Source organism: Stenotrophomonas sp. STEN029 (genome assembly GCF_056760015.1).
Genome location: NZ_JBRREC010000105.1, coordinates 1 through 15,980, shown reverse-complemented (window position 1 = coordinate 15,980; position 15,980 = coordinate 1). Strand labels below are relative to the sequence as shown.

Genomic DNA, 15,980 nt, shown 5'->3' with positions numbered 1-15,980 from the left:
TTTTCAACCGTTGTGTCCTGCTCACGTCCAGAAACTGCCTGACACGATCTCCCGCGCCGGGCCGCCGCGGCCGGCCCCCCCCCCCCCCCCCGCCACCCCGCCCCTGTGACATGGCGGGGCCTGTTCCCGGAGATCGCGCAAGATGCAGTGGATCAACTCGCTGAAACTGAAGCCGAAGCTGATGCTTACTTTCGGCGTCGTGCTGTTCGTCATGTTGTTGCAGGGCATCGTCGCCTACCGCGGCCTGCATTCGCTGAACAACGTCACCACCGACCTCGCTGAAAACCGTATGCCCAGTCTTCGCACCACCGGTGAGTTGAGCGGCATGGTCAGCGAGTACCGCAACGCGTCCTACCAGAGCCTGGTACGCGCCAGCGATGACGTCAAAGCCGATGCCAAGGCACGTGCCACCGAACTGCGCATGCAGATCGACACCACCATCGCCGCCTATCCGAAGCTGATCGACAGCCCGGAGCAGAAGAAGCTGTTTGATGCCTTTGTCGCCGACTGGGGCAAGGCGGCTGCGTCGTACGACGCCGTGACCGAAATGCTGGCATTGGACCTGCCGGATGACGCCATCGACACCTTTGTTGGCGAAACCCGCAACCTGCACCGCAACGCCTATAACGCCCTGCAGGCACTGGCCGCGAACGACAATACCCGCGCCCAGGCCGCCGCAAAGCAGGCCGAAGATACCTATCGCACCTCCGCCCTGGTCGGCATCATTGCCGTGCTGGTTGGTGGTGCTGCCGGTCTGGCACTGATCTGGCTGTTTGCCCGCTCGCTGGTTGCCACCATCCGTGGTGCCGTGGACGTGGCCAATGAAGTCGCCAGCGGCAAGCTGGATGGCTCGATCGACGTCTCGCGTGCCGACGAAGTTGGCGATCTGCTGCGCGCCATGCAACGCATGCAGCGCGACCTGCGCGAACGCATCGACCGCGACCAGATCATCGCCAGCGAGAACCTGCGCATCCGTACCGCGCTGGACTATTCGTCCACTGGCGTGTTCCTGACCAACAACGACCTCGAGATCGTCTACGCCAACCGCGCCCTGCTCGACAAACTCAGCGAGCACCACGAGGAATTCAGCAGCGCACTGACCGACTTCGACGCCAGCAAGCCACTGGTCGGCCAGCCGGTCACCGTGCTCGAGCACCGTGGCGAGGTTGACGGCAAGGTGATGGAAGGTCTCGAGAAGAACGGCGTATTCAAGCGTGAAATGCGCTTTGGTGAAGCCGAGTTCGCACAGACCATTTCGGTGATCCGTGACGACAACAATGTACCGGTTGGCCACGTTGTCGAATGGCGCGATCGCAGCACCGAGGCCCAGGTCGAGAAGGAAGTGGCGCGCATCATGGAAGCCGCCGCTGCTGGCGACCTCAGCGGCCGCATCGGCACTGCCGACAAGGACGGCTTCTTCCTGCAGCTGGCCGAGCAGATCAACAGCCTGCTGGACGCCAATGCCAGCAGCCTGGAGCAGATCTCCGCACTGTTGTCTGCGCTCTCGCGCGGCGACCTGACCGTGCGCATGCATGGCGAGTACCAAGGCGTGTTCGCCACCATGCGTGACGACGCCAATGCCACCGCCGAACAGCTGACCGGCATCGTTGGTCGCATCAAGCAGTCCTCGGTGTCGATCAACTCGTCCGCCAGCGAAATTGCCGCCGGTAACAACGACCTGTCGCGTCGTACCGAGCAGCAGGCCGCCAACCTGGAAGAAACCGCAGCATCGATGGAGGAGCTGACCTCCACCGTGCGCCAGAACGCAGAATCGGCACGCCAGGCCAACCAGCTCGCCATCGGCGCCGCCTCGGTGGCCTCGCAGGGCGGTGAAGTGGTCAGCCAGGTGGTTACCACCATGACCCAGATCGAACAGTCCTCGCGCAAGATTGCCGAGATCATCTCGGTGATCGACGGCATCGCCTTCCAGACCAATATCCTGGCCTTGAACGCTGCGGTGGAAGCCGCACGTGCCGGCGAACAGGGTCGCGGCTTCGCCGTGGTGGCTTCCGAAGTTCGCACGCTGGCCCAGCGTTCGGCCGGCGCCGCCAAGGAAATCAAGGGCCTGATCGACGACTCCGTCGGCAAGGTCGCCGATGGCTCGGCGCTGGTTCGCAAGGCTGGTACCACCATGGGCGAGATCGTCGCCTCGGTGCAGCGCGTGACCGACATCATGGCTGAGATCTCCGCTGCCTCGCAGGAACAGTCGGCCGGCATCGAGCAGGTCAACCAGACCATCGTGCAGATGGACGAAACCACCCAGCAGAACGCCGCATTGGTCGAAGAAGCCACCGCGTCGGCCCGCTCGATGGAAGAACAGGCCGCACATCTGGCCAACGTGGTATCCGTGTTCCAGCTGGAAGAAGACGCTGCCGTCACCAGCAGCCCGGCTTCCGCGCGTGAACCGGCACCCCGCCCCGCCGTCCAGGCAGCAGCACCGGCACCTCGCCGTCGCGCAGCCGCTGCCCGCACCGCAGTAGCCGAACTGGCCGACTCGGATTGGCAGGAGTTCTAAGCAATACCATCGTTGGCTGTGCTGACAACGCAGCCAAGCCAAGCAATTGAACCACCCGAAATCCGATGCCAGTCTCTGGCATCGGATTTTTTTGTAGGAGCGGCGTAAGCCGCGAAGCTGACATACCGTCGGTTGAGGCACCGCCGACGACTGCAAGCACCACCAGCTTCGCGGCGTACGCCGCTCCTACAACACCGCGACACCGCAAGCCGGTCAGTTTCTTCGCATACGTGAACAGATCGACTGCTTTGGCTTGCCTCCCTCTTCAGGCCACTCAACTCGCGCCCTTCGCGGCCGATAAACCGTTATCCCCTCACGCAGCGCTGATACCGCAAGGTAACCAGCGGATTCGATGACTATCTCCTCGCTCTGGAACAACTACATTTCCAACATCTCCGTCAGGCGCAAGCTGAACCTGCTGACGGCCTTGATCGTGATCGGTGTGATCACGCTGGCGGTCATCGCTGCCCGCATGCAGTACCTGGATCTGTACGAAACCCGCAAGGACGCGCTGCGCGCCCAGGTGGAAATGAGCTACGGCGTTCTCGACCACTACGCCAAGGAAGCGGAAACCGGCGCGATGCCGCTCGCTGACGCACAGAAGTACGCCATGGCCGCGCTGCAGAAGATGCGTTCCGACGCCGACGTCAACTACTTCAACATCTACGACACCAAGTACGTGTTGCTGATGCATCCGTTCCGTGCTGACCTGGTCGGCAAGGACATGAAGGACTTCCGCGGCGAGGACGGCGTCCGCGTCTACTACGACCAGGTCGAAGCCGCACGCAAGGGTGGCGGCTATGTCGCCTACACCTGGGCCAAGCCCGGCAAGGATGGCGTGGTTGGCAAGCTTGCTTATGCAGGCATGTACAAGCCGTGGAACTGGGTGGTATCCAGCGGCGTCTACATGGACGATCTGCAGGGCCAGGCCCTGAAGTTCACCGCAATCATGACGGTGGCTGGTGGTGTGTTGGTGCTGCTGGTACTGGCCTTGAGCTGGATCATCGGCAACCGCATCGTGCTGCCACTGCGCAATGCCACGGCCGTGGCGACCGCCATCGCCAAGGGGCGCATGGACAACCACATCGCTGCCCCCAGCAAGGACGAAACCGGCCAATTGCTCAGCAGCATGTCGCATATGCAGGACCAGCTGCGGGCGGTGATTGGCGCACAGGCCGAGATGGCTCGCCAACATGACGCCGGCATGATCGGCTACCGCATCGACGCCAGCCGCTTCCCCGGCGATTACGGCGTCATGGTTGAAGAGACCAATGTGCTGGTCAGCAACCACATCGACGTCAAGATGCAGGTGATCGCGCTGGCGCAGCGTTATGCGGTCGGTGACCTCAGCCAGGACATGCCGCTGCTGCCCGGCGACAAGCGCGTCATCACCGAAACCATGGCCGCCATCAAGACCAACCTGGCTGCCATCAACAGCGAGATCAAGCGCCTGGGCAGCGCCGCCGCTGCCGGCGACTTCAGCCAGCGCGGCGATGAAGACCGCTTCGAGCACGACTTCCAGGCCATGGTGCGTGCCCTGAACACCATGATGCAGGTCAGCGACGACAATCTGGGCGAAGTATCGCGCCTGCTGCAGGCGCTTGCCGACGGCGACCTCACCGTCAAACTCAGCGGCGACGCTCAGGGCGTCTTCGCCAGCATGCGTGAAGACGCAAACAGCACCGTCTCCCAGCTGGCCGGCATCGTTTCCGGGATCCAGCAGTCTGCCGACAGCATCAATCTGGCCGCCAGCGAGATTGCCACCGGCAATGCCGATCTCTCGCGCCGCACCGAAATGCAAGCCGCCAACCTCGAGGAAACCGCGGCTTCGATGGAGGAACTGACCTCCACCGTCCGCCAGAATGCGGAATCCGCACGCCAGGCAAACCAGCTGGCGATCGGTGCAGCCGGGGTAGCCTCACGCGGCGGGCTGGTGGTGGAAGAAGTGGTCACCACCATGGGTCAGATCCAGCAATCCTCACGTCGCATCGCCGACATCATCAGCGTGATCGACGGCATCGCCTTCCAGACCAATATCCTGGCGCTGAACGCCGCGGTGGAAGCTGCCCGCGCCGGTGAGCAGGGCCGCGGCTTCGCCGTGGTTGCCGCCGAAGTCCGTACCCTCGCCCAACGTTCGGCCGGCGCCGCCAAGGAGATCAAAACCCTGATCGAAGACTCGGTCGAGCGCGTGGACGAAGGTTCGCAGCTGGTGCAGCAGGCCGGCACCACCATGGGCGAGATCGTCACCGCGGTTCAACGCGTCACCGACATCATGGCCGAGATCTCCGCTGCCTCGCAGGAGCAGTCTGCAGGTATCGAGCAGGTCAACCAGACCGTCATGCAGATGGACGAAACCACACAGCAGAATGCCGCACTGGTCGAAGAAGCCACCGCCGCAGCACGCGCAATGGAAGAACAGGCCACGCTGTTGGATGAAGCGGTGGCCGTGTTCCAGCTGAGCGCCCAACCCGCTGCGGCCAAGCAGCCACAAACGCTGGCCATGGCCAGCTGAGCGCGCATATTCCATGATCGACATCGACAGCACCGAGCGGGACTTCGAGTTCAATGACCGTGACTTCCGCCGCGTCTGCGAGCTGATCCACGCACGTGCAGGCATCGCGCTGGCTCCTGCCAAGCGCGACATGGTCTACGGCCGCTTGTCGCGACGGCTGCGCAACCTCGGCCTGCGCTCGTTCAAGGACTACCTGGACCAGCTCGAGCAACATGGCGGCGAGGAGTGGCAGGCCTTCACCAATGCATTGACCACCAACTTGACCTCTTTCTTCCGCGAGCCGCACCACTTTGACAAGCTGCGCGAAGAGCTGCAGTTGCGCGCCCCACGAGCGCCACTGAAGCTGTGGTCGTGTGCCGCTTCCACCGGTGAGGAGCCGTACTCCATGGCGATCACCGCCTGCGAGGCATTCTCGTCGATGACCCCGCCGGTACGCATCATCGCTACCGACGTCGACACCCAGGTGCTGGCCACCGCCAGCCAGGGCGTGTACGCGATGGACCGCATCGCAGGGCTGGACCCGGCGATGAAGCGGCGTTATTTCCAGCGCGGCAGCGGCCCCAATGAAGGCAAGTGCCGGGTTGTGCCGGCGCTGCGCTCGCTCATCGAGTTCCGTCCGCTCAACCTGCTGGCCAACCGCTACGACGTGGGCGGCCCATTCGATGCGCTGTTCTGCCGCAATGTGATGATCTACTTCGACAAGCCCACCCAGCGCGGCATCCTGTCGCGGCTGGTGCAGCACATGGACGATGACAGCCTGCTCTATACCGGCCACTCGGAGAACTACCTGCATGCGGCTGATGTGATCCAGCCCTGTGGCCGCACGTTGTACCGCCGCAGCCGCAGGAACGGCGCATGAAGAATCCACAGCAACACCCCGATGAGGTGATGCGCTACCGCGACACCCGTTTCCAGACGATTGCCGCCAAGCTGCTACCAACCCAGTACCTGGTGGTGGACGACGATACCGCCTTGACCACCATCCTCGGCTCCTGCGTGGCTGCCTGTATCCGCGACCCTATCCTCGGCATCGGCGGCATGAATCACTTCCTGCTGCCCGAAGGCAATATCGGTGACGGTGCGCCCGCTCGCTACGGCAGCTACGCCATGGAACTGCTGATCAACGACCTGCTCAAGCGTGGTGCCCATCGCAAGCGCCTGGAAGCCAAGGTATTTGGCGGCGCCAACGTGCTCAAGGGCTTCACCAGCAACCCGGTGGGTACCCGCAATGCGGAATTCGTCCGCCAATACCTGCGCGCCGAGCACATCCCCATCGTTGCCGAAGACCTGTGCGGCATTCATCCGCGCAAGATCTGGTTCTTCCCCATCACCGGCCGGGTAGTCGTGCAGCGCTTGCCGCATGCGCACGATGCCGAAGTGGTCGCCACCGAAACCGCCGTCCGCGCCCGTCTGTCGCACACCCCGGTCAGTGGTGGCGTGGAGTTGTTCGAATGAGTTTGCAGGCTCCCTGCCGGGTTTTGATCGTCGACGACTCGGCCCTGGTCCGCCAGGTGCTGACCGAGATCCTCGCCGCCGACCCGGCCATCGAAGTCGTTGGCACCGCAGCGGACCCATTGCTGGCCCGGGAAAAGATCAAACGGCTCAACCCTGACGTGCTGACATTGGACGTCGAGATGCCGCGCATGGACGGCCTGGCCTTCCTCGAAAACCTGATGCGCCTGCATCCCATGCCGGTGGTGATGGTGTCCTCGCTGACCGAGCGCGGCGCCGATACCACGCTGCAGGCGCTCTCATTGGGCGCGGTCGACTTTGTCGCCAAGCCCAAGCTCGACGTCGCCCGTGGCCTGGATGCGTATGCAGAGGAAATCCGCAGCAAGGTGAAAATGGCCGCCCGCTCGCGGGTCCGGGCAATTGCCGGCGGCCCGCGCCGGCCGGTGCAGCGCCCAGCAAGCGCCAGCAACCTCGGCTTCCGTACCACCGATCGCCTGATCGCCATCGGCGCCTCCGCTGGCGGTACCGAAGCCCTGCGGGTGGTGCTGGAATCCATGCCCGCAGATGCCCCGGCCATCGTCATGACCCAGCACCTGCCCGCCAGCTTCAGTACCGCCTTTGCCGAGCGCCTGGACCGGCACTCGGCGATGTCGGTGCGCGAGGCAAGCGATGGCGAAGCCATCCTGCCCGGCCACGCCTATCTGCCCGCTGGCGGCCAGCACCTGCGGGTCATCCGTGACGGCGCCCGCTGGCGCTGCAGGGTCGACGACGGCGTGCCGGTCAATCTGCACAAGCCAGCGGTGGATGTACTGTTCCGCTCGGTTGCCGCCAATGCCGGCGCCAATGCGGTTGGGGTGATCCTCACCGGAATGGGCGAAGACGGCGCCCGCGGCCTGTTGGAGATGAAGCAGGCCGGCGCCCCAACCTTGGCCCAGGATGAAGCCAGCTCCGTGGTCTGGGGAATGCCCGGCAGCGCGGTACGTCTTGGTGCTGCCGATGAGGTGCTGCCGTTGGAGCGGATAGCCGAACGCATTCTTGCCATTGCCCGCGGGTAAAGCATTCAATCGCGCTAGCGCATCAGCGATAGATCCAGCGCTTCTGGCTCACGCATCGCCGCGAGTACGTCGATGATCGCCGGCAACTCACTTGCAATGAACTGGACGTTGGCAACAACCTCGTCCAGCTCGACCTCATGTTGATCGCACAGGAACTCGACGCGATCGCAGATATCCATCAGGTGCGCCACCTGCAGCAGGCGTACTCCGCCGTTGATCCTGTGCACCAGATTGGACATGGCGCGTGGGTCGAAACCCGGCAGCAAGACCTGCAGCTCACTCAGGTCGCGCACAAAACTCCGGTGCGCCTCGATGACCAGGTTCCGCGTCATCTCCGCGTCACCACCTGTCAGCTCGTACAGCGCCGTGTTGATGTCCTTCGTCTGAGCGAGACGCGGCGCCGACATGCCAACACCGGCTTTCTCTCCCAGCGTCACCAGCATGGCGGACAGCGTACTCAGACTGACCGGCTTGAACAGGCAATCATTCATTCCAGAGGCGATGCACTTGGCCCGTTCTTCTGGCTGGGCATTGGCGGTAAAGCCAATGATGATGCACGGCGGCAGTCCATGATCCTTCTCATGCCGACGGATCGCCAACGCCATGTCATGGCCGTTCATCACCGGCATATTGCAATCGGTAACGACAATATCAACCGGTTCGTCCAGCCAGCAATCCAGGCCTTCGCGACCATCGGCAGCACTACGCACACTCTGACCGAGGAATGCCAGCTGCTGGGTCAGCAAAGTGCGATTGGCCGAATGGTCATCCACCACCAGCACCTTCATGCTCGGGTGCTTTGCATCCACCGTCTGCAGCACCTCGACGGCGCCGGGAATTGCCGGCAACACTTCGAGTGGGATATTGAGTATCACCGAGGTACCCTCGCCCAGCGTACTGCGGATTGAAATATCGCCGCCCATCAACTCGCACAGGAATTTGCAGATGGGCAGGCCCAAGCCCGTTCCACCGCGCGAGCTATGCCCGTGGTCGGCCTGCGCAAAAGGATCAAACAAGCGCGCGATATCGCTCTCGGCGATGCCAATGCCGGTATCCGCCACTTCCAGCCGCAGCTGTAGACGGAATTCCGCCACGACAACGCCGCGCACCTTGATGGTGACCTGCCCGCGGTCGGTGAACTTGATGGCGTTGCCGACCAGATTGGACAGCACCTGCTTGAAGCGCATCGGATCTATCGACACGTCGCAGTCCACGCTCGAATCCAGCTCCAAGCGCAGGTGCAACGTCTTCTGCCGCGCCAGACCATTGAATACCCGCGCCACCGACTCGGTCATTTCACGCAGATTGGCGCGCTTCGGACTCAAGCTGACGTGGCCCGACTCGATGCGTACCACGTCCAGAATGTCGCCAATCAGCTCGAGCAGGCCGTGTGCGGAATCATAGGCAACTGCGATAGCTGACTTATCAAAACGGCCTTGTTCGGCATGTTTCTGCGCAAGCTCCAGCATGCCGATGATCGCGCTCATCGGCGTCCGGATCTCGTGGCTCATCGTGGCCAGGAAAGTGGTCTTGGCGCGGCTTGACTGATCGGCGGCATTGAGCGCGCGGCGCAGCTCCTCCATCAGATGCAGGCGGTCGCTCACATCTATCCAGCCGCAAACCACGCCCTTGGCCTGGCCCTGGGAATCGAAGTACGGGTAGATCCAGTGATAGATGCTGAGCACGCGCCCTGGCAGGTGCAGGGTGCGATCCACCTCCAAGGGCTTGCCATTGGCCATTACCCACAGATAGTCGTCGTGGAAGCTCTGGGCTTCACGCGGGTCCATCTTGGCACCTTCCATCGAGGTCTTTCCGAGCACCTTCTTCTCGGTGACGGAAAGCATGTCCAGGTAGTTGGTATTGCAGGTAACCAACCTTCCTTTCTCATCACGGACGTAGATGGGGTGCGGCGTGCCGTTGATCAGCGAGCGCATGAAGTTGAGCTGCTCGCCCAATGCATCCTCGGCTACCTGGCGACGACGGTACTGTGTGCGGATGTGTACGTTCCAGATCAGCGACACCAGGATAAGCAACAGGGCGCCGGCGGTGATCTTGTAGATCAACGAGCGGAAGTCGGTCCAAGCTGCCGGGGATGCATCGGGGCGCGGCCGCCAGCGGTTCTGGAAGATGTCGACCTCATCGGGCGGGATCTGCATCATCGCCTTGTCGATGATACTTGCGAGCTCGGGCTTGTCCTTGCGCGAGGCAATCGCCAACCACGCCGGCGTGTCTTCAACCACATCCGACACACGCAGTTTCTCGTTGTGCAGTACCGAGGTGTAATACAGCGCCATCGGCAGGAAGGCGATCGTCGCATCCGCCTTGCCGTCGTTCACCAGCTCCATCGCGGCCGCCAAGGTGTCCGTCTCGATGAACTGGTAGTCGGTCGCAGGGACCAACAATTCCTTCAGCGCATGGTGCAGCGGCAACGCGATACGCTTTCCACGCAGGTCGCTCAGCGCGGCCGGGCCGTTGGCCTCATCGCGGGTAATGATGCCGAACGAGGTCTGTACGAATGGCCGTGAGAAGCTGAACCTGCGCGCACGCGATGAGGTCGGCACCAGCATGGTCAGATCAGCGGTTCCATTCTCCAAGGCCTGCATCTGCTGGTCCAGCCGCGATACCCGCACCGCTTCGAACTCCAGACCGGTGCGTTGCGCAATGGCCCGCATGATGTCAGCGCTCAAGCCGCTGAAGCGACCATCGGTATCAAAGTAGGAAAGCGGCGCAGTGTCATTGCTGGCCACGAAGCGCACCACCGGGTTCTCCGCGATCCAGCGCTGCTCTGCACTGGTCAGCTCTATACGCGCCAAGGGCACCATGCCACCGCCGCCCGACCAACGCTTCAGCAACTCGGTGCCATGCGTCTGCTGCAACTGCTGCAGCGCCATGTTCACCACTCGCTCCAGGGTCAAGGCATCTTCGCGGACAGCAAAGGCAAAACCGCCGGTATCGACCCGCGGAACGGCAATCGTGCGCACGTAGTTGAAGTAGCTCAGATTCACCAGGTAGTTGCTGGAAACCGTGTCGCCCAGGTAGAGATCCGCATTGCCAAATGCCAATGCAGCGAGCGCCTGCTCGCGCGAGCGAAAGTTGGCAATGATCGCATCCGGATACAGCTCGCGTATCTGCACTTGCGGCAGATAGTCCTCGGCGACGGCAATGCGCATGCCGGTCAGTTCCGGCGACATGCGCCGGTGCTCGGTCTTGCGCACGTACAACACGGGGGTGTCTTCCACGTAGCGCTGCGTCAAGCGAACCGCATGGCCAGCGAGCTCGTAGTTATTGGCGCTGCCCACCATATCCACCACTCCATGCTCGAGCGCACGCAGTGCAGTTGTACGGTCCGGGAAGCTAATGACCCGCAAGCTTACATCCAACATTCCGCCGACAGCTCCGAGCACATCAGCAGTAATTCCTTCATAGTGATCGTTGCGGGAAAAAATTTCTAACGGTGTGTAGTTTGGTGGAGCAACCCCCAAAATCAGAACCTTCTTGCTTCTTACCCACTCTCGATCTGACTCATCGAGCAAGAGCCGGGCGTCAGGGACGACTCTACGCGCAACGAGAGTCAAAATCGTCGAATTTGAAGGCTGAGCAGCGCACACTCCAGACGCCATAATAAGAAGAGTTACCAAAATAGCGAATACACGAGCCATGCGATGCCCCACAACGATTCTACATACTGCCAAAGATTTACAGCTACACCCCTCGATAGCAGCACAAGCTATAGCCCACCCAACACCATAGTGCATATCAAAAAATCAATCCCGACTTCAGGCAGACAAGCAAGAGAGACGTAGGAGAGGCCGTATTTAATTCACCGCTTGGTGCACACTCATCCAATCGAACAATCCAGCCGAACAACAAGAAAATCCAAAAATATTAGAAATTATGCACAGCCATCATCCGAACGACCAAAATTCGCCACGCTACATTAAAACCCCAATTACAAATAGAAACTCTATATCGCACAAAAATCATCATGCGCGCACATAATCCGACTCAGGAACACCTTACCCCTTAAGCCTCAACCCAGAGAAGAATTTCCAGAAATCGAGAATAAAATCGAAATACCCCCCCACTACATTTCTCTACAAAACAAATAGTAGAACTTGCAGTTCTCCGAGAGAAACACCGAAGCCAAGATGTCAGCGCCACGACTACTTCTGATAACTTACACGCGACGCGTAGCTTCCAGAATAGGGATAGTCTTAAAGATGCAAAACTTACGTCCTGGGACCTAATCGATCGCCAGTAATCACTCCCAAGCCTGCGGCCGGCGTTTATCCCCACTTGGTGTCAGCAGCCCCAAAAAACTAAGTGAGAGCTTCTCGCAAAAGGGCTCCAATCTCCTTTGCATGACCGCCCCGAAAGACATCATTATTGGGATACACGCTTAGGAGGGTGCTGCGAGCCGGGAAGATGCTCCAGGAGCGTTGGTTGTTGGCTAATGGCATCACTTTTCGCAGCTGTGGCCTCTAGGTACTTTCCGCCAAGAACGGTACCTCCCAGCTGCGCTGTGCTTCCCCGGGCCACGCAGGGTTTTCTGCGTTTGTAGGAGCGGCGTCAGCCGCGAAGCTGGGGGCAACGAATCATCGAGTATTGTGCAATCTGACAATGCACGAGCTTCGCGGCTTACGCCGCTCCTACAAGGCTGCAGGTTTTGTTTGTGGGAGCGGCGTCAGCCGCGATGCTGGCAGCAATGAAGCACCGCACACTTTGCAATCTGCTGGTGCATTGGCTTCGCGGCTTACGCCGCTCCCACAAAAGCAACAACGATTGCTGGTGTTCTTCGGCAACAAAAAACCCCGGCTTGCGCCGGGGTTTTCCGTTCAACCTTTACTGCTCAGCTACAACTCAGGCGTTGACCGAATCGGCCACGTCCTTGTAATCGCTGATCTGGTCGAAGTTCATGTAGCGGTAGATCTCGGCACCTGCCGAATCCAGCACGCCAACGTCGGCCATGTACTCTTCCTTGGTCGGGATGCGACCCAGACGCGAGCAGATTGCGGCCAGCTCGGCCGAACCCAGGTACACATTGGTGTTGCGGCCCAGACGGTTCGGGAAGTTACGGGTCGAGGTCGACATCGCGGTGGAGCCTTCACGGATCTGCGCCTGGTTGCCCATGCACAGCGAGCAGCCCGGCATTTCCATGCGCGCGCCAGCGGAACCGAAGGTGCCGTACACGCCTTCCTTGGTCAGCTCGGAGGCATCCATCTTGGTCGGCGGTGCAACCCACAGACGGGTCGGGATGTCGCGCTTGCCTTCCAGCAACTTGGCAGCGGCACGGAAGTGACCGATGTTGGTCATGCACGAACCGATGAACACTTCGTCGATCTTGGCACCGGCAACTTCGGACAGAGTCTTCACGTCGTCCGGATCGTTCGGGCAGGCCACGATCGGCTCATGGATGTCAGCCAGGTCGATCTCGATGACGGCGGCGTATTCGGCGTCGGCATCACCCTGCAGCAGCTCCGGGTTGGCCAGCCATGCTTCCATCTTCTCGATACGGCGGGCCAGCGAACGGGCGTCCTGGTAACCCTCGGCAATCATCCACTTCAACAGCGTGATGTTGCTGGTGAGGTACTCGATGATCGGTTCCTTGTTCAGGTGCACCGAGCAACCAGCAGCCGAACGCTCAGCCGAGGCATCGGACAGTTCGAATGCCTGCTCGACCTTCAGGTCCGGCAGACCTTCGATTTCCAGGATGCGACCGGAGAAGATGTTCTTCTTGCCAGCCTTGGCCACGGTCAGCAGACCGGCCTTGATCGCGTACAGCGGGATCGCGTTGACCAGGTCACGCAGGGTCACGCCCGGCTGCATCTTGCCCTTGAAGCGCACCAGCACCGACTCCGGCATGTCCAGCGGCATGACGCCGGTGGCAGCAGCGAAGGCGACCAGGCCCGAACCGGCCGGGAACGAGATGCCGACCGGGAAACGGGTGTGCGAGTCACCACCGGTGCCGACGGTGTCCGGCAGCAGCATGCGGTTGAGCCAGCTGTGGATCACGCCGTCGCCCGGACGCAGCGAGACGCCGCCACGGGTGGAGATGAACTCCGGCAGGGTGTGGTGGGTCTTGACGTCCACCGGCTTCGGGTAGGCTGCGGTGTGGCAGAACGACTGCATCACCAGGTCGGCCGAGAAGCCCAGGCAGGCCAGGTCCTTCAGCTCGTCACGGGTCATCGGACCGGTGGTGTCCTGCGAGCCCACCGAGGTCATCTTCGGTTCGCAGTAGGTGCCCGGGCGCATGCCCTTGCCTTCCGGCAGGCCACACGCGCGGCCAACCATCTTCTGTGCCAGCGAGTAGCCCTTGCCGGTATCGGCCGGCTGCACCGGCAGGCGGAACAGGTCGGTGACCGGCAGACCCAGCGCTTCACGCGCCTTGGCGGTCAGGCCACGGCCGATGATCAGCGGAATACGGCCACCGGCGCGCACTTCGTCGAACAGCACGTCGCTCTTGACCTGGAACTCAGCGATGACTTCGCCGTTCTTCAGGGCCTTGCCGTCGTACGGACGCAGCTCGACGACATCGCCGTGCTCCATCTTCGACACGTCCAGCTCGATCGGCAGTGCGCCGGCGTCTTCCATGGTGTTGTAGAAGATCGGGGCGATCTTGGAACCCAGGCACACGCCGCCGAAGCGCTTGTTCGGGATGAAGGGGATGTCTTCGCCGGTGAACCACAGCACCGAGTTGGTGGCGGACTTGCGGCTGGAGCCGGTGCCGACCACGTCGCCGACGTAGGCAACCAGGTGGCCCTTGTCCTTCAGCGACAGGATCTCCTGGATCGGGCCGCGCTTGCCGTCTTCTTCCGGCACGAACGGCGCGTCAGGACGCTTGTTCTTCAGCATCGCCAGGGCGTGCATCGGGATGTCCGGACGGGTGGTCGCATCCGGCGCCGGCGACAGGTCGTCGGTATTGGTTTCGCCCGGCACCTTGAACACGGTGATGGTCAGGCTCTGCGGCACTTCCGGCTTGCTGGTGAACCACTCGGCATCAGCCCAGCTCTGCAGCACGCCCTGTGCATTGGCGTTGCCGGCCTTGGCCTTTTCCTGCACGTCGTGGAATGCGTCGAACACCAGCAAGGTGTGCTTCAGGCCTTCAGCGGCGATAGCGCCGACTGCGGCGTCGTCCAGCAGCTGGATCAGCGGCGCGACGTTGTAACCACCGAGCATGGTGCCCAGCAGTTCGGTAGCGCGCTCACGGCTGATCAGTGCGTTCTGCTCGCTGCCGAAGGCGATGGCGGCCAAGTACGAGGCCTTGACCTTGGCAGCATCATCGACACCAGCCGGCACGCGGTTGGTGATCAGATCGACCAGGAACTCGGCTTCGCCAGCCGGCGGGTTCTTCAGCAGTTCAATGACGTCGGCCGTCTGCTGTGCAGTGAGCGGCAACGGCGGGATGCCAAGCGCGGCGCGCTCGGCTACGTGGTGGCGGTAGGCTTCCAACATGACAACTCCCGGGTGTAACGGTTAAAAAGTGGATGGGCTCAGGCTTGCGGCACGATCAGCTTCAAGCCCTTGAAGTAATCGCGATAAAACGTGTCGTTCCAGGTGATCAGGCCGTCGCACTGCAGCAGTGCATGCGCGCCCACCATGAAATCGTCGATGCGGCGGGTATCGCCGCTGCGCTGCCGGTGGCGGCGGTGCATCTCGCCGGCACGCAACGCGGATTTGGCTTCCAGCGGATTGAAATGGACACCCATTTCCTCCAGAGCACCCTGCACCTCTGCGCCACCGCGCAGCGAGGCGCAGATTTCGGCCAGCGTGGTACCGCAGAGGACCACCCGGCCGCCGACCAGCGCCTGCCGCAGGCAGGCCTCCACCGCGTCGGCACGGGGGCCGTCGCTGAGCAGTTCGATCAGTACAGGGGAATCAACGGCGATCATCATGCTTCGCCGGCCTCGTCACGGACGGTACGCACGGCCTGCTCGGCCGACTCGAACCCGTCCAGGGCGAACTTGCCGCGGGCGCGGGAGATGGCGTCGTCCACGCTCTTGCGCAGGATGATGCGGCTACCTTCCAGCTCAACCTTGAGCAGGGTGCCCTTGGTCAGACCCAAAGCGTCGCGTACGGCCTTGGGCAGCGTTATCTGCCCGCGTTCAGCTACGGTGGCGTCCATGGGATCTCCAATCGAAGTATGTACGAATTATACATACTTTGGCCGACATACCCCAGCCACCCCTGTAGTGCCGAGCCATGCTCGGCTGAGGTTTTACCGGGAACGCCTCCTGCCCAGCATGGCTAGGCACTACCCCCTCCCTTTGGCGTAGCCAAGGGAAGGGTTGGGGAGGGGTAGCTCTTTGCTGGCTGATGCAGCACTGGCTTCGCGGCTTACGCCGCTCCTACAAAACCCGTTCAAGGATCGGCGGAAGCTTTACCTGTAGTGCCGACCCATGGTCGGCTGAGGCTCTACCGGGAATGCCCCTGCCGAGCATGGCTCGGC

Annotated in this window: 9 protein-coding genes; 5 read left to right on the top strand and 4 right to left on the bottom strand. The window is 61.9% G+C overall.

Annotation, left to right across the window (positions count from 1 at the left end):
- Window positions 1-142: 142 nt before the first annotated feature.
- The 5 genes from ACVOLI_RS18110 to ACVOLI_RS18090 all read left to right on the top strand — a co-directional run bounded on the left by ACVOLI_RS18110 (window position 143) and on the right by ACVOLI_RS18090 (window position 7,534).
- Window positions 143-2,515: a methyl-accepting chemotaxis protein gene (locus tag ACVOLI_RS18110; RefSeq protein ID WP_481615442.1), complete on the top strand. Its 2,373-nt coding sequence runs from the start codon at window positions 143-145 to the stop codon at window positions 2,513-2,515.
- A 352-nt stretch (window positions 2,516-2,867) separates the two neighbouring features.
- On the top strand, window positions 2,868-5,027 hold the full coding sequence (locus ACVOLI_RS18105) for a methyl-accepting chemotaxis protein (protein WP_481615441.1): 2,160 nt from the start codon (window positions 2,868-2,870) through the stop codon (window positions 5,025-5,027).
- A 13-nt stretch (window positions 5,028-5,040) separates the two neighbouring features.
- Window positions 5,041-5,886 (top strand): CheR family methyltransferase, encoded by an 846-nt coding sequence (locus tag ACVOLI_RS18100; protein WP_303749783.1) that lies wholly within the window; start codon window positions 5,041-5,043, stop codon window positions 5,884-5,886.
- A complete protein-coding gene (cheD, locus tag ACVOLI_RS18095) occupies window positions 5,883-6,482 on the top strand; it encodes a chemoreceptor glutamine deamidase CheD (protein ID WP_296248060.1) in 600 nt (199 codons plus the stop codon). The genes ACVOLI_RS18100 and cheD overlap by 4 nt, the downstream gene beginning before the upstream one ends.
- Window positions 6,479-7,534, top strand: a complete 1,056-nt coding sequence (locus tag ACVOLI_RS18090) for a protein-glutamate methylesterase/protein-glutamine glutaminase (RefSeq protein WP_481615440.1) — start codon at window positions 6,479-6,481, stop codon at window positions 7,532-7,534. Before cheD ends, ACVOLI_RS18090 begins: the two co-directional genes overlap by 4 nt.
- Window positions 7,535-7,548: 14 nt before the next feature.
- On the opposite strand, the gene ACVOLI_RS18085 is transcribed toward ACVOLI_RS18090, so the two are convergent.
- The 4 genes from ACVOLI_RS18085 to ACVOLI_RS18070 form a co-directional block, all read right to left on the bottom strand.
- Window positions 7,549-11,154, bottom strand: a complete 3,606-nt coding sequence (locus tag ACVOLI_RS18085) for a transporter substrate-binding domain-containing protein (protein WP_481615439.1) — start codon at window positions 11,152-11,154, stop codon at window positions 7,549-7,551.
- A 1,240-nt stretch (window positions 11,155-12,394) separates the two neighbouring features.
- A complete protein-coding gene (acnB, locus tag ACVOLI_RS18080) occupies window positions 12,395-14,986 on the bottom strand; it encodes a bifunctional aconitate hydratase 2/2-methylisocitrate dehydratase (protein ID WP_303749779.1) in 2,592 nt (863 codons plus the stop codon).
- A 38-nt stretch (window positions 14,987-15,024) separates the two neighbouring features.
- The gene (locus ACVOLI_RS18075; protein WP_282271408.1) at window positions 15,025-15,423 is read right to left on the bottom strand and encodes a type II toxin-antitoxin system VapC family toxin; all 399 of its coding nucleotides are present in this window, start codon (window positions 15,421-15,423) and stop codon (window positions 15,025-15,027) included.
- The gene (locus ACVOLI_RS18070; RefSeq protein WP_303749778.1) at window positions 15,423-15,656 is read right to left on the bottom strand and encodes an AbrB/MazE/SpoVT family DNA-binding domain-containing protein; all 234 of its coding nucleotides are present in this window, start codon (window positions 15,654-15,656) and stop codon (window positions 15,423-15,425) included. The genes ACVOLI_RS18075 and ACVOLI_RS18070 overlap by 1 nt, the downstream gene beginning before the upstream one ends.
- Window positions 15,657-15,980 lie beyond the last annotated feature (324 nt).

Excerpts from the sequence above, each read along its gene's own strand:
- ACVOLI_RS18110 (WP_481615442.1), top strand. The coding sequence starts at position 143 with ATGCAGTGGATCAACTCGCTGAAACTGAAGCCGAAGCTGATGCTTACT.
- ACVOLI_RS18105 (WP_481615441.1), top strand. The coding sequence starts at position 2,868 with ATGACTATCTCCTCGCTCTGGAACAACTACATTTCCAACATCTCCGTC.
- ACVOLI_RS18100 (WP_303749783.1), top strand. The coding sequence starts at position 5,041 with ATGATCGACATCGACAGCACCGAGCGGGACTTCGAGTTCAATGACCGT.
- cheD (WP_296248060.1), top strand. The coding sequence starts at position 5,883 with ATGAAGAATCCACAGCAACACCCCGATGAGGTGATGCGCTACCGCGAC.
- ACVOLI_RS18090 (WP_481615440.1), top strand. The coding sequence starts at position 6,479 with ATGAGTTTGCAGGCTCCCTGCCGGGTTTTGATCGTCGACGACTCGGCC.
- ACVOLI_RS18085 (WP_481615439.1), bottom strand. The coding sequence starts at position 11,154 with ATGGCGTCTGGAGTGTGCGCTGCTCAGCCTTCAAATTCGACGATTTTG.
- acnB (WP_303749779.1), bottom strand. The coding sequence starts at position 14,986 with ATGTTGGAAGCCTACCGCCACCACGTAGCCGAGCGCGCCGCGCTTGGC.
- ACVOLI_RS18075 (WP_282271408.1), bottom strand. The coding sequence starts at position 15,423 with ATGATCGCCGTTGATTCCCCTGTACTGATCGAACTGCTCAGCGACGGC.
- ACVOLI_RS18070 (WP_303749778.1), bottom strand. The coding sequence starts at position 15,656 with ATGGACGCCACCGTAGCTGAACGCGGGCAGATAACGCTGCCCAAGGCC.